Below are 20,686 nucleotides of genomic sequence, written 5' to 3' on the forward strand. Positions count from 1 at the left end.
GATGAACCTTCCATCTTATGGTCTCAGTTGCGTGCTATTCGCCAGTCTCGTTTCTATTGCGGCTTTGACCGTCAATCGATTGATGCATCGGTTTGCAACCGCTCGGCACGGTTTGCTTCTTTCCGCATTGGTGGTGATCCTTGCCAGCCCAGCCTGGATCGCTCTGTTGCGAACGCCTCAAGTCGCTTCTCGCAACCCGTTGTCGGGGCTGTTGGTCAGCGAACGCGACACGATGGTGGGCGGCGAAACCAACATGCTTTTGCCGTTGCGGTTGGATACGCCGGCCGAAACGGAAGTGCCTGATTCGATGGAGCGTCACGCAGAGTGGCTGCCTAGCGACGAGGTTTCGTGGGAGGAAAGTGCGCAAACGTTGCAAAGCAATCTGCCAGCGACTTCACTGGCGATCCAGCCCGCGATGACGACCGGAACGTCTGCTGAGTCTGCAGTCCAAGCAAACCCACTTAAAGATCGGATCATGCGTGCGGCGCGGTCGGTGTTTCCGTCACTGGTCGCGGTTTCGTTGCTTGGCACGCTCTTCGTGTTGATTCGTGTGTTTGTCGGCTTGGTTCGATTGCGTCAAATCCTGAGAGAATCCACTCCTGTCTCCAGCCCTCGCGTGCGTGAAAGTTTCGTCGAAGCCTGCGAACGGATTGGGATCCGACCCGATTCCGTTCGTTTGGTGGTTTCTGATCAAGTCAAGATTCCCATCGCCGCTCGATTGATCCAGTCGGTCGTCGTATTACCTCGTGAGATGGTTCAGGACGATTCGCCATCGGATTTGAGCCAAGTTCTGATTCATGAACTGGCTCATGTGAAACGCCGTGACCAGTGGATCGTGCTTCTTCAGCACCTCGCATCGGCGATCCATTGGTGGAACCCGTTGGTTCATCGTTTGAACCGATGTCTCGCAGAAGCTCGTGAAGAGATTTGCGACAACCATGTGCTCGTGAATTGCGATGCGCCGAGCTATTGCCGGACTCTGTTGCAAATCACCCAGCGTCAAAGTCCGTCAATGGTTCCGTTCGGAGCGGTTGGCTTGTTCACCTCGCGATGGAAGCTCGAACAACGAATCCAATCGCTGCTGAACGCGAATCGAATCCGGGCAACAGCAATGACTTGGAGAGCTCGTTCGTGCGTCGCGATTGGCGTTCTTTTGGTAGTGGCGATGGGTAGCCAATTGGCGATCCCGTTCGTGGCGGTTGAGGCTCAAGTCACGGGCTCCAGCGAATCTCCCGCCAAGGCATCGGTCGCGACCCAGCCGACCGAGGATGTGGAAGAGCCGTTGCAAACTTCGGCCTTTTCGGGATTCGTCAAAGATGAGTTCGGCCGGCCAATTGAGAGAGCGAAGGTGGTTGCCTTTTACCAACTGAAGGAGCAGCGTGAAGTGGCGAGTGCGGTGGACACGACGGACAGGGAAGGTCGTTTTGAATTCACAGACATTCCTTTAACCAGTCCTGGCCTGAGATCGCTTTTCCTTTCTGCATACTCGAGCGGCTGTGCGATTCAATCGAGACACATTCGTCGCAGTCCAGCCTCGCCACCCCTGGAGGCTGCTCGTGTTGACCTGGAATTCGAATTGCAGCCAGCTTCACTCGGTGTCGTCGATGTGGTGGACGAGGAGGGGGAACCGGTCGCCGGGGCAATCCTCACCGAACTGCATTCGAAGGGCGAAGACTCGACGGTTGTGTATCTGCACCGTGACGCTTGGGTTCAACTTGGATTGCCAGTGCCAACATCAGACGCAAACGGCCGTATGGAGATCCCTTCCATTTCGCAAGCCAGCGTTTATGACGTTGAGCTGGTGCATCCCGAATTTGCCAAAACGCCGATTTGGGAAACTCCTCTTTCGGAAACACCTTTGACCGCCGTGATCGAGAAGGGAGATCCGGTCAAATTTGTCGTCACAAGTCCAACAGACTCTGGAAAGATCGATGAGGCCAGAGTTGAAGTCTTGGTCCAGGAGCCAGGTGGGATTTCCATGGTCGTCTGTGACGTACCTGAATCCGGGGTCATCGAGACGCGACTTCGTGATGCTAGCTCGATCATCACGATCAAACACCCAACGCTTGTCAGCCGGTCCTGGTATGCTTACCAGACGAGCAAGCCAACAATGGAGTTCTCGCTTCACCGCACCGGAACGGTTCGAGGCCGGGTGGTTGATACAGAGTCGGGCGAAGGTGTTGAAAATATTTCGGTTCGCTTTGTTGCCAATCGGCGACAACATCACCTCCTACGTACCAATGAGGAGGGCTACTACGATGGTGAGGTTGCGGAAGGCGCGTACTCCGTGCAAATCGAAGATTCTCAGGGTCAATGGAAGATCCCGAAGGACGACCGGCGGGAAATCCATGTTGCGGCCAACCAAACGGTTCAACTGAAGACGTTCACCGCGACCCAGTCTGCTCCGATTCAGGGGCGAGTGCTACTTGAGTCAGGCGAACCCGTTGCGAATGCCATCGTCCTTCAGGGGTTTCGGCAAAAGCCCATCCTGACTGATACCGACGGGAAATTTGCTGTCGTTCGTGGTTCGCGAATGGCTCAGGTGGTGTATGCGATCCATCCGACCAAAAAGTTGTCTCGTGTGATGAGTTTGCCAAACGAAGCAAAAACGCTAGACATGATTCTGGCACCGGAAGGAAGCTTGAGGGGCATCTTCATCGATTCGGCCGGCAACGCTCTTCCGGATGTTCCGGCATCTTTGAAAATGGCATTGTCATCGCGCCCGAACAGAGGATCGACCTTGTCGACAATCATTCGAACCAGACTCACGGATGGACGCGGTACCGTGCGTTTCGATGGTTTGATGGAAGGAGCTCGCTACTCTCTGAACGCAAACGGGAAAGCGAGATCAAGCTTCAGTGAACGATTGCAGAAATCCAGTCGCACATATGATGTTTCTACGGCACCCTGGGAAGTTGTTGAGCTGAAGATCCCTTCCGCCTTGGAAGCCGAACTCAATGAACTGGCCCGGTATCAGCAGGCGCCGGGAACGATCCAGCCACTGAGGGCAACGAATTGGTTGAACGGCGATCCGGTCGATGTTGTTTCGGGAGAAGCGGACTTTCGCCTGATTGTGTTCGGACGATCGAAACACAGTTTCCAAGAAGCGAATCTGGTGCACCAGTTTTATGGTGACCGAGGGGTTCAAGTCGTTGGGGTCGTAGGAAGCAGAGTTTCAGTTCCTGAAATCCGAGATGAATGGGCTGCGTCGCTTGATATCCCGATTGCCGTTGACGATAGCGACGCAAAGATCTTCTCTCGATATGGAGTCGATATTAACGGAGGGGAGTTTTTGTACGATGGAGACGGAAAGTTCATTGAACGATTCGATCGAGGTCGGGACTTGCTTTGGATCATGAGAAATCACGTTTTGTACCGGGATTGATCCAATCAAGTGATTTCATCGTTCTCGCTCGAAACCGTTTGTGCGTGTACGATTCTTGCATGACTGACAGCCCAATTCCTCCCAATCAGCAACTTGTTCGTGGTGATCGTTGGCCCATCGTTGGTGAACGACACCCAGGCGACATCGATTCGCCTTGGTCGCTGGAGATTTGTGGCTGCGTCGCGAGTTCGCCAACGTTTTCGCTCGACGAGATTCGAGCGATGCCGCAGGTGACTCGGCAAATCGATGTTCACTGCGTGACGCGTTGGTCGAAACCGGCGATGTCGTTCACCGGCGTTCGTCTGCGAGATTTGCTGCACGATTCGGAGACCCCGATCTGGACCGACGAAGCGAACTTCGTTTCGTTTGTCGCGCGGAGTGAACGCAATCATTCGACCTCGCTACCGCTCAGCGAAGTGCGGGAACTCGATCCGATCATCGCTTTGCAGGCCGAGGGGAAACCGCTCGCGACCGAGAATGGCGGTCCAATGCGGATGGTGGTTCCTGGCAAGTACTTTTACAAAAGCGTGAAGTGGATCCGCCGGATCAAGTTCATGAAAGAAGAGCGTCTGGGGTACTGGGAATCCGAGGCCGGCTACCACAACGGTGCGGACCCGTGGCGTGAGGAACGCTACATGGCACCGACCCTGACCAAGCAAACCGCTATGCGAGTGATCGAATCACGCGATTTTCGCGACCAAGACCTTCGGGGAATCAATGCGTCGCATCGGGACTTGGCGGATTTGCAAGCGTCCGATGCCCTGCTTCGAGACGCCGATTTCCGGTCCTGCAATTTGCAGCGAGCCAACTTTCGCGGCGCCAATCTATCCAACTCCAAATTGCAACGAGCTGACCTGCAGGCTGCCAACTTCACCGGCGCCGATCTCGAAGGAGCAGACTTGTCCGGGGCTGACCTGCGAGGCTGCGATATTCGCGGTGCATCGCTCTTCGGTGCCACTTTCTTCCAACCCGACGCAAACGAAACAGACAGCTTGCGTGCCATCATCGATCGATCCACTCAGGTCGATCTCGCATCCTTGGACGCTTTGGTCGACGAACAAAAGTCGTTTGTTCGAAACGCAATTGAGTTCTAGACCGCCCGAGTTCAATGTTCTAGATGCCTGAAGAATGTGGCATAGGCTTCTAGCCTGTGATTGGCAACAAGGGCAATCTGTCCCAAGGTTGCCGCCGCAAAAGATTCTTTATCCAGCACTTGGCTTGATGAGCACTCGCCATCGCCGTGTGAGAAGCGAACGCTCTTTCCGAAGAATATTTGCAGCGGCTGATTGGCATCGCTATGATGCTCAAAATGTGCCGTTAAGGAAACAACCTCGAGGAATGGGATCAAAGAATGAGTTTTGACGCAACGATTGCGAATGAGAATTCCACTGCTGTTTCACAGTATCCATGTCCCTATTGCCAGGAGCGAACGCTGGAAGCGGTCGCATCCGCTCCTTATGTCCGCGGTTTCCTGATCGTCATGATGTTTGGCTCGAAGTCATTCATCGGCTGCGTACCATGTGTTCGTCAGAAGATCTTTGGTGAGGCGGGTATGTCGATGCTGTTGGGATGGTTCAGCCCAAAGTCTTTGATCATCAACCCTTTTCTGATTCTCTACAATCTGATTCGTGCTGTTTTTGTCGGTGCAAACCCAAAGGCCGTTGAAAAGAAACTCACTCAGTTGGGACTTCCGGGCACGCCCAATCTGATCGATATCCAAGCGGTGGGAGTGGCATTGGCCGCTTCCATGATTCTGGCGGACGGTGAAGTGGATGAAGCCGAGGTGTTGGCGGCTGAGAAATCCGGTGATGAAGTGTTTGAAGGGTTTGACGAGGCTCGTCTTCGCATGATTCTGCAGCATGGGAAAGATTTGCCTTCTGCCGACGACTTGGCCGGAATGCTCCGCGATGTCTTGGATCAAGAAAGCAAGGCCAAGGTCATGGAATTCTTGTCGGAAATCGCCATGGCAGACGGCAGGGTCGCGAAGGAAGAACGAGAGATGTTGCAACGGGTTGCAGGGGCCCTGGGAGTGATCTCTCCAATCAACTGAGGTTGGGCCGTTCTATCTCATCGACCTTGTTAGCACTTCGCTGACACATTTCCTTCTCAGCTATGTTTGGCTCGGTATGGTGGCAATCGCAGTCGCCGGTTTGTTCTGGTTTTTGACTGGACTGATCACCTACTACACAGGGGTTGAGTAGATGTCCTTTGGCTTCAAAGAGTTCGTCGTTGCAAAGGACTTCCGTTGTACTGATTGTTGTTGAAGATAGACGGTTGCGTTTGCTGGTCGATCAATTTGCTCCGTGACATGTTTGATTGGTTCGCGTCTATCGCGTTTCAAGGTCAGGCTCGCAACGAACAGTTCTCCAGTGACAAACACTCTGCATGTTCGCCACATCGATTGTTCGTGGTCTGGATGCAGTATAGACGAAGTGCAGTTTGACGCCGATCATATCAGTCAGAGCAAAGGGCGTTTGTTATGAACGCGAGAAGCGTCTGGGTCACTGCTCGTCTGTTGAATCGAGCGATTGCATCCACTTCGCTGCGAGGTCGAAGCAGCTGGCGTTGGGGACTTCTCCAAACAATGGTTGCTCGACCTGTTGATAATATTTCGCGGCCGCTTCGGGCAAGCCGCATTGCTGTGCGATTCGACCGAGCACCAATTGATCGTACGATTCATGGATGCCGTTCCTCGCGTTCACTGCCTCAGTAAGTTCCTCAAACGCTTTTGTCAATTGGCCATTGTCCGCGTAGATGCAGGCCAAAGTGTGGCCGTTTGCCGAAACGTGACGCATCGTGAGGGACTCGGCGACCGATTGCCGGGCTTGTTCGAGAAACTGAGATGATTCGCCGGTGAATAGGCTGCGCCAACACAATTTGTCTCGCAACAGAAACATCTCTGGATGTTCCTCGAAGCGTTCTCGAATGTATTCCATTGCCTTGCGGTGACCCTGCGTCTTCGTTAGGAATCTATGGCGGGGCGAGATGCTGTTACGGACGTCCACAGAGCTGATTCGTTTGAGTGTCGACTCAGCCTTGTCGTGATACCCCAAGGCAAGTTCCGCTTCAAACCGTGCGGCCAGTAACGCTGTCTTGTTTGGGTATCGCTCGAGTAGTGTTTCCGCAAGCGACAGGGATTCTTCGAAGCGTTTCTGTTGGTTCAAGCAGGTGATGCGGGCGCGATCGATTTGCAATTGCAACGCAGGTCGATATTGATCTCGCACGGCGACGAGTTCTTCGTCAATACCCGTGTCATCCGAATTTCGCGAAGCTAGGAGCAGGGCGGCGAGCCGGAGGTCCTGAGTATCCGATGCAGAGGACGCAAACCAACTCTGTCCAAACGGACTGCCGGCAAAGGGATCGAAAAAGCTGACTTGGTTTCGTTCGAATTCGTAGACGGGATCGATCCAACGTTTGGCTTCTTCAGGGTGTCCACTATCAATCAGCTCGAGAGCTTTGACCCCATAGTTGTTCCAGGATCTGCCTGAGTGGTGAATTCGGTAATGTTCTCCGTCGCGAACCACCATGCGGCCGATGGATGGTACCGATTCGGCGATACCATCGATGACGGTTGCGGAAACCAGGTAGCCACCGACATCGTCTCCCTCGGCGGAGAACTCATACATGCTGAGAATGTCTTCGCAGAGATCGGTTCGTCCAAAGTTTTCGATGATGCCAGTGCGGACATTCTGCAGGAATACGGGCAAGCCTCTGACGTCAGCCGCGATCAATCGTTGGTCGTCCGTGTCGATGTAGGACTTTCGAAGTTGATCCATGTCAGCACCGACCGTCATGAATTTCGCCAACATGCTTTGCAAAGCGGACGATGGGTCCGATGAATCGAGCTTCACGTCTTCGTACGGTTTCAAGTTCGCAATGAACGACGATGCATTGGAAATGCCCGGATGGGCGTTCACAAATTCACGCAGAAGGTCATAGCGACGCAGGGACCGCAATTGTGCAACGATGTTTTCTTGAAGCATGTTCTTGTCGAAACGTTGTGACGCTTGCGCGATGACACGGTTGCCCGCGGCTAAACCGTTGTCCAGGATCTCGGCGACCGCCAAAAAGATCCATGGCTCGAACATGGTTGGGTAACTTCGCGTGAGATTTCGAATTGATCGAGTCTCGCCAAGATTCATTAAGACGAGAGCATAATTGACCACTGCTTGTTCGAATGGAACTTCTTCGAGCAGTTTTTTGTAGAGGGTAGCGGATTTCTCGAGTGCTTCCTGGTTCGTGTGGCGGTTGAACTGGTCGTCATGTTCCAGTGCAACCGCTAGGTTGTATTTCGCGTCCAGGTTGTCGGGATCCAGTTCGATAAGGCGTTGCAAATTGGCTATGACCAATGCGTGATCAACGCCACGCCTCAAGCTTTGGCCTTGTAAGTTGTGCATGTTGGACCACGCCAATTGCCAGTGCGCGATCGTCGACTCCGGAGCGTCGGCGACCATCTGTTTGGCAACGGCTTGCGATTCACGCACCAACCCGACCAAGAGCAGCGTGTTGGATAGTTCGCCACGATTGAACAAATCCTTCGGATTGTCCTTGGCGATTTGAATCATTGCTCGAATGCCAGCAACCTCATCGCCTTCTTCGAAGGTTCGAGTCGGTTCATAGGCGAATTCAATCGGAATGGACCATTCGTCTGGATTGACATTCCCACTCAGCGAAAGGAACTCATCCCGAAACTCGACCATTTGATCCTGACTCAAGTTCCCACCGCCCGTGTCCAGTTCAATTTGGAAGTGGATCGTGCCATCCGTTTGCTCTTTGCATGTCAGTTCGACTTTAAGGTCGCCAACGTGAATCGTCTTTGGTTTGGGCAAGGAGACGACATCGAATCCAACAGGTGGATGTAGTTCGACCTCGGTCCGGAAAACATACCGACTGATCTCGAACGGCAAGCTACGCTCAATGTCCTCGGGATCAGCTAGTAGTGCTGCGTATTCAGGGCCAACAAACTCGTAGGGAAGGTATCCAAACGCCCCTCCTGGTTGCAATTCAACGGTCAATATCCCCGCTTCGTTTGTCGTCAGGTTTTCTGACGTGAGGTTGTATTGGACTTTGAAATCAGGCGAACTGATGTTGGTCGGATCGTCGTATTGGAACTGCTCCACATTGGCATCGCCGTAGACGTCGCGATACTGATCTTCCAACGAACGTCTGAGTTGGTTTGATGGTTGGCTGGCGTATGCCGATCTCCAATAGCTTGCGAAACTTCCTTGGGAAGACGTTGTGACTGTGGCAGTGGCCGGGCCGTCGGTCGCCAACTGGTAGACGGTCTTGTGACGCCGAAAGTTGTCACGCGATTTGGTTTGGGAGATTCGCTTCAGATCTTTTGTCGATGGTGAGGCAACCAACGCCAATCTGCCTTGATCGCTGACTGGTAGCTCTCCGAACGTGGTGAATGACGCGGTCATGTCGATCCAGGTTTCGTTCAAGCCCTCTTGCGTGGGGATATAGACCATCGCGTGATCAAACGCGTTCAGACCCGGAGCTTCCGCAACCAAGTCGGTGGCTGTTTGGGTGTTGAGCAGCGCGACATACGCTTCCATGTCCAGCTCTCGCAACACGGCCACCATCAAGCACGCTTGGTCCTTGCAGTCTCCGTAACGTCTTCGCATGGTGTCGATGGGACGAGCCGGTTGGATCGCGGCGACGCCAAACTCAATTCCGGTGTACCGGATGGATTGCAAAATTTTTGTGCAGGCGGCTTCGACCAGCTTGAGACGATCGCTTGGGGCGTTTTCCTGCTGCCAGGAACGCTTCACTTCGTCCGGCAAAACGCCGAGCACTTCACCGGCAATTTGCTGGTTCACCATCTCGTGGTAGTACTCGGCGATGTCGGACCATGATTCGCCGGTGCAATAGGTGACGTAGGAGATCGCCGATTGATCCGAGGGCATGTAGTCCCAAAGAGCCTCGATTGGTTTGGGATCTGTCTGCTTGAGGCTCCAAACTTTTTCGTCACCGTCCTGCCGGATGTCCACGGGTGTCGATTTGCCAACACAGTGCAACTGAAGAGCGATGGACGAATCGACTCGGACTTCGTTGTACATGCTGTGGCATCGGGAGAAACGTTCCCAGACGGCGTGACCTACGATTCCGATCGGGCAGAACGAAGTGTGTTCGGCCGTGATCACTTCCGTCTCAATGACAGCTCCAATCGAAACAGCGGGAAGCGGGGCCGTCAAAACACGGGTGTCTGTGTAGACCTGGTTTTGCACATTGGAGCCGGAGGATTCCGTGATCGTCGCGGGATCCAGGTCGTGGACGACTCCATCACGCGTGATCACTCGTGCCCGCATCGTGGGTTTTTCCTCCAACCACGGAGTCCAGGCGACACTCAGGCTGGCACGCATGTCCACGTCATCTCGCGACAAGATGCGATAGACCCGTCGTGTTGTTTTCGTCACCCGGTGGTCGGCAGAAATTCGGATCCGCTCGTCCCATGCCAAGTACTCGTTGACGTCGTCGTCCGAACGAGGAAGCTTTTCCGCCGCCGCCAAGATCGTTTCAGCAGATGCCTCGAAGATGTCGCCCGCCCAGGGCAGCTCCACTTCCGTTTCGTCCGCGTTCGCGATGCCATTCCAACTTGCGGTAACCGAGAAGGAAGCAAGCCAAACAAGAGCGAGAAATGAATGCGGCGGTTGCATGAGCGATGAATTCCACGGAGCGAGATGGCATGAAAATGCCAAGAGTCTAATCCATGGCCGCAGACGGGGGGCGGATTCTTCACGGGTAGTGGTGGACGGAATCGAAGCACGCGGGTTGATTGAATTCTCTGTACCGTTTGTATCAGTCGCGGACGATTTCGGATCAAGCGAACCGGTGCGTGATTGCTGACATCTTCGACAGCGAATCGGCTTGGTAGCGGCGACAATCCAGTTCGCAGCAACCAAGTCCAGGATCAAGGGCCCACGATCAAGACAACTCAGTTATCGCGATGAAGGAACGTCGTCGTAGCGGAATGTCGTGAGCCATCCGATGCATCACCCACCGGACGGCTCGCGCCACTCCGCTAATAGGTTGCTGGACTCGTGATCGACTCGAACGACGACAGCGGCATTTCGAGATATCATGCGGGGAAAGCTGTCACGAGTGCGAGGAAGGAAGCTGGGTTTTGAATCTGAAACAAATCGTTGAGGCCACGGATACAAAGGCGGGCCTCGTCTTTGACTTGACCATGCAGGCGTTGATCGTTGTCTCACTGGTCGACTTTTCGATCGAGACGCTGCCTGGATTGTCTGACGAAACTCGCAGACTGTTGTGGTTCGTTGAGGCAGCGACGGTGATCCTTTTCACCGCGGAATATCTCCTGCGGTTGTTCGTGGCGGATCGAAAGATTGGGTTCGTGACGAGCTTCTTTGGTGTGATCGACCTACTGGCGATTTTGCCGTTCTACCTGGCGTTGGGTTTCGACCTTCGATCGATGCGTGCGTTTCGTTTGCTTCGGCTCTTTCGAATTTTCAAGCTCGCGAGATACAACGCGGCGGTACGGAGGTTTCACCGAGCGTTGTTGATCGCTTGGGAAGAGCTCGTGCTATTTGGAACTGTCGCCGTGATTGTGTTGTACCTCGCGGCCGTCGGTATCTATCACTTTGAAAACGCCGCTCAGCCGGACGCCTTCGCATCTGTCTTTCATTCGCTTTGGTGGGCCGTCGCGACTCTCACCACGGTGGGATACGGCGATGTCTATCCCGTGACCGTCGGCGGTCGAATTTTCACGTTTGTCGTTTTGATCGTTGGACTGGGCGTCGTGTCGATTCCCGCGGGACTCATCGCATCCGCACTGTCCCAGGCCAGAGAAGCTGACGAATCAGTCGGTCGATGAGTCTCGGACCAAGCCACCCGGGACATCATCATCGCAATCGTTGAAAGTCGATCTTCTTGATGCGGGTTGTTCTCGGTTACAATGGATGGACGCTCAACAAGGGAGAACCAGATGGCAGACGAGATTTCGATCGACGACGCCCAATGGCATCTGAAAGACCTGATCGCAGGTCTGGCTCCGGGTGCGGAGTTGGTGATTACCGATGACGACAAACCGGTCGCTAAATTGGTCTCCGAGCAAAAGAAGCCAGCCGAGTTTCGTAAACCTGGGCTAGGCAAAGGCATGATCTCGATCATCAGTGAGGATGACACACACCTAGATGACTTTGCTCCCTACATGCAATAGAGGCGTCATTCAGTGAGAGTCTTGCTTGACACTCATGCGTTGTTTTGGTTCCAGTGAGCGGGAACGTATCGGAGACGCGTGTAGCGGATGAAACTACCGGAGGTCAAACGAATCTCGAAAGCGATGTACAACCCGGCGAGAAGCAGGATCGAGTAGAAGTGCGAAAGCACGTTGAGAACAAAATCCCGAATGGGGCGACGACCGGAACGAACGATCGGAGCGGTGGCCTACCGATCGACTTTCACCCCTCGAAAGAAGTTGGCTACCCGCTTGCGGACAGCCTGAACCGGGCTCGAAAGCCCGGCGGTATTCCTGCCGTTTCAGAGCGACCAAACGCTGATGTTTGAAGCGGTTTGGCGGTAGGCTTTGCTCTGAACGCAAACCTGAGCGTTGCAAAAAGCGGCGGGACTATTCGTTGGCTGAGGTTTCCCAGCATTCCGATGTCATCAGCTGAACGGCGGCGTCTCGAAGTGTTTCGTAGAGGTCTTTCAAGTCGCCGGGGAATATCTGAAGCCGATTCCCTTTGATGAGCACTGAACCCTCGTAGTTCTCTAGTTTTGTGGTTACGCGGCCGCCTGCGTGCGAAATCGAGTTGCGAATTTCTCTTGCGTCTGTGATTTGCCGGGCAAACCAGCACCTTTGGATTGTTGGTTCACCGAAGGCTTGGCGAAACTGCCTCTTGAACTCTTTCTGATCTCGCACCGTCACCGGCTGACCATTCAACGCGGCCGAAATCATCGAGGTGACGAAATTCTCGAACGCGACGTAAATGGCAACGAAGCTGAGCTCCATGGTGCGATGCAAGCCCATGACGAAAGGATGGAGGGTCAAATAATTTTCCCACACGGCTTCGGTGCTAAGTACCGGCGGTAGCGATTCGTCGTTCTCACGCAGTTTGCGGGCGATGTCTGTCAGTTCTTTCTGCAATCTTAGTCGCAACTTTTTGCCTCTCGCGACAGCGGGAACGCGATCAGCCAATGCGACGACCAGCATGTCGATCCTCTGGGATGTTCTTTCCGGATCGTAACCGCCGCGAATGTATCCATCCAGCGAATCTGAAACCGCACCGGGAAGCAAACTCGGCAACGCGGCTGCGTAAGATGTCGCTCTCCAGTCATAGACGAGCTGTAGGACGGGCTGGGTGATCCGCGTATTCGCCGTGGCAATCGAGTCGGCTTTGTGCCCAAAGTCGTCTCGGAAGAACGTCTGATAGGACTCCAGCCGTTTGTCAAACCAAATCCCGGAGGCGAACTTCGCCGGATTGCTCTGTGCTTTTCCCATGTTTGATATTACGGCAGTGGCGGAAGTCCTAGCTGCTTCAGATAGCCGTTGTGTTCCTTCTTTGCTTCCTGGATTTCGTCCTCAATTGCGACGAGATTGCGATGGACGTCGGCGAGTTCGATTTGAACCTCGAGTTCGGCGGTGCTGACCTAGCGAGAGATATTTAGGTTGTATTCTTCCTCAACAATCTTCGAGAGATCAATGCACTCGGAATAGCGATCTTCTTCCTTGCGGTCGTTAATCGCCAGTCCGTGGGGAGCACTGCGATGGGAACTTGGTTCGGAAAGACTTTGAGGTTGCAAAGTTGGTTCCGTGGTCGCGCAAAAAAAGCCGTGTCAGCGGTTGGCTGAACACGGCTTTTGGGAAGTACACCCCACTGGATTCGAACCAGTAACCTTCGGTTTCGTAGTGCTACGACGTTCTTCGAACGGCCTTCTGATCGGCTGGTGACTAGTGAATTACTTGGTTTTCGAAGCAGTCACCTGACCTTCACTCCGGCTTGCGAAGCCCAAAGTGGGTACACAATTGACGGGTGTACCCAGGTGCTCTTGGGGTGCCAGTGAACCTCGCGATTTGGTGAATATTCAGTCTAGCGAGCTTCTGAATAGAGATCCACTTTTCTTCCTGGAAATTCTTTGCGTGGAATTGCCCCAGAAATCACGCGTTGCACGCAGTTAGTCAAACGGTCGTGTAAGCAAATAACTCGAAGAATGACCGCCGTTCTGAATTGTCCGGCTAATTACGTCAGCTTCAAACAAATCGTTTTTCAAGTAGCCGCGTGGTTGCTTGGCGATCTCTACAGGTGAGCTGACGCAACAAGGAATTTAGAATGGGTACGAGCGAGAATGAACTAGCTTACTGTGTCGTCAGAGACATGCAGAGCCAAGGTCACGAGTTCTTCGTGAACTCCGTGAACGAACCAACCGTCAACATCCAAAGCGACGGTTTTCAGCAGGACTGGCCCGCCAACTCAGAGCGGGTCAAGGATCTGATGATAGTTCTCTTCCATGAAGCGGAGGGGCGAATGCCGAGCAGGCAAGAACTGGGATTTGCGGAAGCGATGCTTCGGGAGGAGTGTAGGATCGGCGGTCGTCGGCTCTCCCAAGCCGAGCAAACTGACCGAGACAGTGATCCAATTATTCAGGCTCTCCACGAGTTCACCAGTACTTTTGGCGAGTACAGCGGCAGAACCGAAGACTTGCTATCCAAGCTGAGGGAGCTTCATAGCAATCGCAGCAATGGTTTCGGTGCCCAGATTACGTACTTTGTGAATGTATTCGGACGACGCCTAAGGCAGCTAACCCCATCGCTCCGAGGATACGGAATCGAAGTGAGCGTGACTCATCGAGAAGACGGGAGCTACTGCATCACGAAAAAGCTTGCGACTTTTCAGCTGGAGGCAACTGACGGATCAGAAACACTGCCGTCAGCTTCTAACTCCCGACAGGGAAGAGACTTGCCACCGACTGACGGCACTGATGGCAATATTCGGATCGAGCCAACCCGAACGAATGAATGTGACTCTGATGATTGCAGCGTGAAAGGAGGTTCAGAATGAGTGCTCGACTAGCCCCAGGAGCCATCGGGAAATGGTTTCCAACCAAATGGTCTGAAATTGTGGGAAACCACGAAATAAAAGATCATTGGAGAAACATGATTCAGAGAGGCCCAATGAATACTGTGATTTCCGGACCCAATGGTACGGCCAAGACGCGAATGTGCCAACTTGGTTTGAGGTCGATGCTTTGTAAGCATCGGATTGATGACCTCGATCCATGCGGACAATGCGACACCTGTCGGAACTCAAGTGGGAGAATGGCAAGCCTAAGTGGAATCTTTGTTGCGATTCACGACGCGGCATGCTGTGTTCACATGATCGACTGTGACACGGTCACGCCTGGTGAACTCCGACAGCTGAGTAGGGACAGTAGCATTGAAGACCCCAAGACGATCGTGTACCTCGATGAGATCGATGCGTTGGTTCGACGTGAGGCGTTTAATGAGATCAAAAATGCTTGCGATCAGAGCCCCGCATCTTGGATTGGAACGGCAGTCTCCCTGAAACCCAAAAAGGTAAAGGGACGGCGGCAGCCAATTGTTCATTGGCCTCCAGAGATGAATCGAAGATTTAGCAGACGAATAGGGACGGTATTGCCAAACGAGGTCAATCTTCAAGCCTGGATACATGAACGTTGTCGGGAATGGGAAATCAATCTCGAGAATGAACAAGTGGTCCTGGACATGGTGCGTAGATCAAAGTCACGGGTGCGGCACGTTCTGGAAATGCTTGCCATTGGTGCATCCAACCCTGGTCGAACCCTCACGGATAGCGACATCCGAAGTTTCAATTTCGTGAACCCAGACTGAATGCCAGTTCATTCCGAAAAGCTCGCTTAGTAGAACGCAAACCCCTTTCAGTCCCAACGACTGGAGGGGGTTTTTGTTGGAATGAACCCAAACAAGAGAAGGAAACCAAACAATAGTAATAAAAACATCGGAGACCGGTGCCGATCCAACGCCGTTGGAAAAAAAGACTTGGTGCCACCATGCGTGTGCGAGTTTCGACTCACCCCCAAAGCAGAAGCGAAATTAGAAAAAGAAAAGTCAGAAGAGATGAAGCAAGAACCAAAAGCATTTTCAGATTCAGAACATTTTCAGTCAAAAACAATCAGTAATTCACAGGGATTTAGAAGTAGATCACAGAACCAACATGACAACTACAACTACCAAAACTAAAGAGAGAACAATGAACATCAAGCATCATTTTCAAGTGGACAACATTCCTGACTCCATGCGGGAGTACGACCAATGGGTTTGTTGGAAATACTACTCGGACAAAAACAATGGGCGAGATCGAAGACGAAAGGTGCCGTTGAACCCTCGAACAGGACGCTTCGCGAAGGTGACCGATGGGAACACCTGGACCAGTCTGGATCAGGCCGTGGAATCAGCCATCGAAAATCCCCTGCACTGTCACGGAATTGGATTCGTATTCACCGAAGACGATCCTTTCGTCGGAGTGGATCTAGACGATTGCCGGAATCCTGTAACGGGACACCTCTATCCATGGGGCCAGGAAGTCGTCGACCGGCTTGGTTCCTACGCGGAGGTCTCACCTTCTGAAACAGGCCTGAAAGCAATCGTAACTTCGGATGCCCTGATCCCAAGTCGGCGGAGGTCCAATCCTGGTTTGGAGGTCTACCGTTCGTCCCGATTCTTCACGATCACTGGCGATATTGCGGGCGTCCATTCGGAGACGAGCGATGCAACCGATGCACTCAGATGGATTCACCAGCGATACTTTCCTGATCCTGTTCCCAGCACTGCCGATGAATTTCCTGAATCAAAATCCATGGTGGCCCGGGACGAGCAGGTAGTGAACAAGGCTTTGTCGGCCCGAAACGGATCGAAGTTCCGGGGGCTTTGGAATGGAGAAGCCCAAGCGAACGAGGGCAACCAAAGCGAAGCAGACCTCAGCCTCTGTCGGCTCCTGGCGTTTTGGTGTGGTCCCTGTCATCAGCAGGTTGACCGCTTGTTCCGTCAGAGTGGGCTCTTTCGGTCCAAGTGGGATGAGAAGCACTACAGTTCAGGAGCAACGTACGGAATGGAGACCATCCGGAAAGCGATTCTCGCCCAAGGGAATGTGTTCTACCGATGGCCTGTTCACGCCCGTAGCCAATGAAGTGCCACCCAAGACCAAGAACTCACTCAACGAATGCGAGTCCAAGATGACAACCAACTCAGGCAGGCAGGCCAGTGCACCGACCAAAACGAAATACCTCCACATCGAAGTGCCGGAAGAACTATTCAAGCAAGCAAAAATCCAGGCACTTCAATCTGGATTGACGTGGACGAAATACGTTTGCCGTGTTCTGGAATTGGCAATCAAGCAACCTGACCCTCAGCATAGGAAGACACAAGCACCATGACTCACCCAAATTTCACAGTCCACAAGGGCTACAAGCCTGATCCGGAGAACTTAGCATCGCCTGTAGTGGAGAGGGCAGCAGCCTTCCTCGGTGAATATCCAACAAGCCTCATCTACCTGAATCCCATTTGCACGATCGTCGCCGATGAACCCAGTCAAGCGTTTTTCACTGCAGTGATGAAATGGCAGTCCCAGTGGTGCCAACAAGCATCGTCATTTATCGGTCGTAGCTCACGTAGAAAAGTAAGAGACTACATTTCTGATCGAGGCCGGATGTCGAAACGTAATCGCTTCTATGAACGTGCTTTTTCATTCACCGGGATTCTGTACCACGAAGGAAGGGATATTCCACCCCATCGGTGGAAAGAGCTGGAAACCAAATGAGCCGTTTTCACGGAATGCCTCGGAGGAAAAGGCGAACAGACAATTCGAGTTGAATAACCGGTTCGCGTACTATCCCTCCCCCTGATTGAGGCGGACAAAAAAACAAGGTACAACTCTCTTTGTGGTTTCACAACGGGAGTGGTGCGGATGGCGAAAAAGCGGGTTTTGGTTCAGTGGATTGGGCATAGCGACCTACGGGCATTAGCCGCCGCTTCGTCTGCATCCCGTTCGAAGAAGATCCTGGAGGCAATCCGTTCTGGACCATCGGAGTCCGGTGATCTTGGGCCGACGAAGACCCTGCTTAACCTGCAGAAGTTTGACGAGGTTCGACTTCTCACGAACTACACTCCCGAAATCAACAAGTGGTTTGCATCCTGGGCCGGGCAATCACCCGTGATGGTGGAGGTCAATCTCCAAAAGCCCACGGACTACGAAGCTATCTACCGGATCGTAGATACGGAACTCTCGAGACTTCGCTCCCGGAACGCCAGTGACATTGAACTCTGCCTTCACCTGAGTCCTGGAACCCCAGCGATGGCGGCAACGTGGTTGCTGCTTGGGAAGACCCGTTACCCTGCCGTTTTCTACGAAACGTCACGAGATGGGAAAGCCTGGGTCAGTGACATCCCCTTTGACCTGATCGACATCATTCCTGAAGTTCTACGGAATCCAGACGCTCACCTTCAGCACCTTGCATCGGAGGCACCGTCTGAAGTTCAAGGCTTTGAAGATATCGTGGGAGACAGTCGGGCAATCCGTGATGCAGTAGGACGGGCTAAGCGAGCAGCCATGAGAAGTGTCTCTGTTCTACTTCTGGGTGAGAGTGGAACCGGGAAAGAAATGTTTGCCAACGCGATTTGGAAATCGAGTCCAAGAAGAGACAAGCCATTTCGGCCAGTAAACTGTGCGGCACTTTCGAAGTCACTTCTGGAATCCGAACTCTTCGGACACAAAAAGGGATCTTTCACCGGAGCGGATCGTGACCGTGCAGGTGCCTTTGAGGCCGTCGATGGTGGAACCCTCTTCCTGGACGAAGTTGGTGAATGTGATCTGGAAACTCAGGCGAAGCTACTCCGGGTTTTACAGCCTGTCACAGAACAGGGAGCCTCGATCCGAAAAGTCTGTCGACTCGGAGAAGAGAGAGAACGGACCGTGGATGTTCGGATCATCGCGGCAACCAACAGAGATCTCAGAGAAAGCATCCGGGAAGGCAGTTTCCGCGAAGACCTCTATTATCGGCTAGCCGCTGTCACAGTGACTTTGCCACCCCTGAGAGACCGGAAGACTGACATTCCGAAACTCGCTGAAAGAATGCTGGGTCAGCTCAATCAGCAATTCAGCCTGGAAGAACCGGACTATGAACACAAATCATTTTCTGCCACCGCAATTGCATTTGTGAAAAACCATCACTGGCCCGGGAATGTCAGACAGCTTTACAACGTCCTGGTTCAAGCTGCCGTGTTTTCTGACGGAAAATCACTGGGGCGAAAAGAGATTGCTGCTGCACTGGGAGAAATGCCAGACATGACTGAAAGCTCTGATGAACTTTCACTACGGGAAATCGGTGACGGCTTTGACCTCGAAGGACACCTGAACTCATTGCAAAGCCTGTACTTACGACGGGCGATGGAGGAATCAGGAGGTGTGAAAGCGAAGGCCGCAAGGCTATTGGGAATGAAGAACTATCAGACACTCGATGCTCAGCTCAAACGGCTGAACGTGACCGGAAACTGGGAGTCGAAATCGTGAATCCAGCAAACAGGCAACCGCCCATTGGCACTCGGCGTGCTTTGGTCACGCCACCATGCAAGCAGACCCAAGCATTCTCATGAAATCAATCAACTTTGAATATCTCCGGCCGACATGGCCAGAGCTGGCGGGCTTGGGTGGATTTGCAGATGCGTAGATTACTCCCTGCACTAACCGCACGCGAAGAAAGACTGATCAGCAAGAAATTCTTGTTCGACAATAGGTACGTCCTCTACAGCAAAATCCGACCGTATCTTCGTAAAGTTGCATTGCCGGACTTCACTGGGCTCTGCAGTGCCGATGTCTATCCCGTTCGCCCCGTCGAACAGAGAGCCACGAGAGAGTTCCTCTTTTCACTCCTCATCTCTGAAGCATTTCTAGCGTATACGGCGTCTCTTCCATCACGAGCCAGCATTCCTAAGCTCAATCGAAAAGAACTAGCCGCATACAGCTTTTGCTTGCCTCCGATAGAACTGCAAAAGAGGTACACCAGGATCTTACAGGCTCACGCGAACAAAACCAAAACCTTCAATGATGCAGCTTTTCAGGCTGGACAGCTTTTTGACTCACTGGTCCAGCGTGCGTTCAAGGGAGAACTATGAATCCTACAACCGAATCAGTAGTGTTACTTTGGTCTGTTCCATGCTTTGATCGACTTCAAGACAATCCGTTTCCGGTTTACAACCGAACATTCAAACTCGATTGGTCTGAGCTTAGCGAAGAAGCAACGCGAGAGATTCTGGAAATTCTTGATGCCGAGAAGCCAATGCGTCCATCGCCATCTGGATTCGACACGGCAGTGATTTCGTTCGAGCGATCGAAGCGGGAGCCGGACAACCGGATGCTCAAGTATCGGAAGCATTTCAAGGAAGTTGACGAGCGGCAACTTGAAGAATCGTTCAACAATGACCTTGAAACAATTAGGCGATTCACCTTTGTCAATTTGAATCGCGAGTATTTCGAGACGGAGGATGGTGAAGAGATAACGCACTATGACATGATTCGACATGTCTCTGGCCAAGATAAGCCCGTCATTGTTGGTGATGTCGAATGCATGCGGAGAATCGGTGTCATCCCAGCCAAGAATGACTGTGGTTGGTCATCCAAGAAGGCAAATACGGTGGCCCAATTCCTTGATGTTGTCGTGAGAATTGCGAACAGTCGCTGGAACTCCAGTGGTCACTCAATCACATTTGAGATTCCACGAGATGGGGATTCGTCGAAGTACCCATCCTCAGAAAGCCGAAAGCTTCTGGCTGCTGCTTTTCCAGATGATGAAGAAACCATGTCGGTGCTGTCGTACTTTCGCCAACTGCACGCGGGCGACAATCTGCTAGTGCGTGCCTGTCAGTGCTACACCGAAACAGTGTCCGATGAGCGAAAAGCTTTCTGGGTCAACGAACGCAGGTCCACCTTCGAGAAAATCGTGGATTCTCCTCCAAGACCTTTCAACACGATTCACAATCGACGCAAAATTCTTCAAATGTTCATGTACGGTGGAGGCCTGCTTCACGCAGATTCAAGACACGGCGACGAAAAGAAGTTGAACGAGTTTTTGGAAGCGAACGGTCCAACTCATTCCATCGCCATCTTCAATTCGTGCCTCCATGACTTTCTTCGTATCGCGGCGTCCGTCCACAACGTGATCAAGCCCGACTTTTACCACTGGATCAACGAGCAAGGGCTGGACAGACCTACTCGAACCAACATTCGTGAAATGTTTACGAGGCTCGAGGACTGAACAAGACTCGCTTAGGAAGGCCGCAAAATAGACCTT

Annotated in this window: 14 protein-coding genes; 11 read left to right on the plus strand and 3 right to left on the minus strand. The window is 52.8% G+C overall.

The genetic code is table 11. The features are described 5' to 3' along the window. The first annotated feature begins 1 nt into the window (after position 1). The gene (locus CEE69_RS15275; protein WP_099261496.1) at positions 2 to 3,385 is read left to right on the plus strand and encodes a M56 family metallopeptidase; all 3,384 of its coding nucleotides are present in this window, start codon (positions 2 to 4) and stop codon (positions 3,383 to 3,385) included. Next, positions 3,382 to 4,479, plus strand: a complete 1,098-nt coding sequence (locus tag CEE69_RS15280; RefSeq protein ID WP_099261497.1) for a molybdopterin-dependent oxidoreductase — start codon at positions 3,382 to 3,384, stop codon at positions 4,477 to 4,479. Before CEE69_RS15275 ends, CEE69_RS15280 begins: the two co-directional genes overlap by 4 nt. An 11-nt stretch (positions 4,480 to 4,490) precedes the next feature. On the opposite strand, the gene CEE69_RS15285 is transcribed toward CEE69_RS15280, so the two are convergent. Continuing rightward, on the minus strand, positions 4,491 to 4,733 hold the full coding sequence (locus CEE69_RS15285) for a hypothetical protein (protein ID WP_099261498.1): 243 nt from the start codon (positions 4,731 to 4,733) through the stop codon (positions 4,491 to 4,493). A 3-nt stretch (positions 4,734 to 4,736) separates the two neighbouring features. Here CEE69_RS15285 and CEE69_RS15290 point away from each other — a divergent pair, with 3 nt between their 5' ends. Continuing rightward, positions 4,737 to 5,435: a tellurite resistance TerB family protein gene (locus tag CEE69_RS15290; RefSeq protein WP_099261499.1), complete on the plus strand. Its 699-nt coding sequence runs from the start codon at positions 4,737 to 4,739 to the stop codon at positions 5,433 to 5,435. Between the two features lie 451 nt (positions 5,436 to 5,886). On the opposite strand, the gene CEE69_RS15300 is transcribed toward CEE69_RS15290, so the two are convergent. Then, complete coding sequence (locus tag CEE69_RS15300) at positions 5,887 to 10,044, minus strand: DUF3857 domain-containing protein (protein ID WP_099261501.1); 4,158 nt, start codon at positions 10,042 to 10,044, stop codon at positions 5,887 to 5,889. Between the two features lie 467 nt (positions 10,045 to 10,511). On the opposite strand from CEE69_RS15300, the gene CEE69_RS15305 reads away from it, so the two are divergent. Beyond that, the gene (locus tag CEE69_RS15305) at positions 10,512 to 11,222 is read left to right on the plus strand and encodes an ion transporter (RefSeq protein WP_099261502.1); all 711 of its coding nucleotides are present in this window, start codon (positions 10,512 to 10,514) and stop codon (positions 11,220 to 11,222) included. A gap of 111 nt (positions 11,223 to 11,333) precedes the next feature. After that, a complete protein-coding gene (locus CEE69_RS15310; protein ID WP_099261503.1) occupies positions 11,334 to 11,567 on the plus strand; it encodes a type II toxin-antitoxin system Phd/YefM family antitoxin in 234 nt (77 codons plus the stop codon). 408 nt (positions 11,568 to 11,975) lie between these two features. On the opposite strand, the gene CEE69_RS15320 is transcribed toward CEE69_RS15310, so the two are convergent. Then, positions 11,976 to 12,848 carry a hypothetical protein gene (locus tag CEE69_RS15320; RefSeq protein WP_099261505.1) on the minus strand — a complete coding sequence of 291 codons (873 nt, stop codon included), beginning with the start codon at positions 12,846 to 12,848 and terminating at the stop codon, positions 11,976 to 11,978. A 910-nt stretch (positions 12,849 to 13,758) separates the two neighbouring features. Here CEE69_RS15320 and CEE69_RS15325 point away from each other — a divergent pair. The 6 genes from CEE69_RS15325 (at position 13,759) to CEE69_RS15360 (ending at position 20,650) form a co-directional block, all read left to right on the plus strand. Then, positions 13,759 to 14,406 (plus strand): hypothetical protein, encoded by a 648-nt coding sequence (locus CEE69_RS15325; RefSeq protein WP_143549255.1) that lies wholly within the window; start codon positions 13,759 to 13,761, stop codon positions 14,404 to 14,406. A 1,188-nt stretch (positions 14,407 to 15,594) separates the two neighbouring features. Next, complete coding sequence (locus tag CEE69_RS15340) at positions 15,595 to 16,530, plus strand: phage NrS-1 polymerase family protein (protein WP_099261509.1); 936 nt, start codon at positions 15,595 to 15,597, stop codon at positions 16,528 to 16,530. A 243-nt stretch (positions 16,531 to 16,773) separates the two neighbouring features. Next, positions 16,774 to 17,160, plus strand: coding sequence for a hypothetical protein (locus tag CEE69_RS32040; protein ID WP_143549256.1), 387 nt, complete (start codon positions 16,774 to 16,776; stop codon positions 17,158 to 17,160). Between the two features lie 534 nt (positions 17,161 to 17,694). Beyond that, positions 17,695 to 18,909 (plus strand): sigma-54 interaction domain-containing protein, encoded by a 1,215-nt coding sequence (locus tag CEE69_RS33205; protein WP_261341347.1) that lies wholly within the window; start codon positions 17,695 to 17,697, stop codon positions 18,907 to 18,909. A 149-nt stretch (positions 18,910 to 19,058) separates the two neighbouring features. Further along, entirely contained in the window at positions 19,059 to 19,511 is a 453-nt protein-coding gene (locus CEE69_RS33665; RefSeq protein ID WP_099261640.1) for a restriction endonuclease subunit S, read from the plus strand. Then, complete coding sequence (locus CEE69_RS15360; protein ID WP_143549257.1) at positions 19,508 to 20,650, plus strand: hypothetical protein; 1,143 nt, start codon at positions 19,508 to 19,510, stop codon at positions 20,648 to 20,650. The genes CEE69_RS33665 and CEE69_RS15360 overlap by 4 nt, the downstream gene beginning before the upstream one ends. The last annotated feature ends 36 nt before the right edge of the window (positions 20,651 to 20,686 follow it).

The organism is Rhodopirellula bahusiensis (assembly GCF_002727185.1).
Classification (GTDB): domain Bacteria; phylum Planctomycetota; class Planctomycetia; order Pirellulales; family Pirellulaceae; genus Rhodopirellula; species Rhodopirellula bahusiensis.

Excerpts from the sequence above, each read along its gene's own strand:
- CEE69_RS15275 (WP_099261496.1), top strand. The coding sequence starts at position 2 with ATGAACCTTCCATCTTATGGTCTCAGTTGCGTGCTATTCGCCAGTCTC.
- CEE69_RS15290 (WP_099261499.1), top strand. The coding sequence starts at position 4,737 with ATGAGTTTTGACGCAACGATTGCGAATGAGAATTCCACTGCTGTTTCA.
- CEE69_RS15300 (WP_099261501.1), bottom strand. The coding sequence starts at position 10,044 with ATGCAACCGCCGCATTCATTTCTCGCTCTTGTTTGGCTTGCTTCCTTC.
- CEE69_RS15310 (WP_099261503.1), top strand. The coding sequence starts at position 11,334 with ATGGCAGACGAGATTTCGATCGACGACGCCCAATGGCATCTGAAAGAC.
- CEE69_RS15320 (WP_099261505.1), bottom strand. The coding sequence starts at position 12,848 with ATGGGAAAAGCACAGAGCAATCCGGCGAAGTTCGCCTCCGGGATTTGG.
- CEE69_RS15340 (WP_099261509.1), top strand. The coding sequence starts at position 15,595 with ATGAACATCAAGCATCATTTTCAAGTGGACAACATTCCTGACTCCATG.
- CEE69_RS32040 (WP_143549256.1), top strand. The coding sequence starts at position 16,774 with ATGACTCACCCAAATTTCACAGTCCACAAGGGCTACAAGCCTGATCCG.
- CEE69_RS33205 (WP_261341347.1), top strand. The coding sequence starts at position 17,695 with ATGGCGGCAACGTGGTTGCTGCTTGGGAAGACCCGTTACCCTGCCGTT.
- CEE69_RS33665 (WP_099261640.1), top strand. The coding sequence starts at position 19,059 with ATGCGTAGATTACTCCCTGCACTAACCGCACGCGAAGAAAGACTGATC.
- CEE69_RS15360 (WP_143549257.1), top strand. The coding sequence starts at position 19,508 with ATGAATCCTACAACCGAATCAGTAGTGTTACTTTGGTCTGTTCCATGC.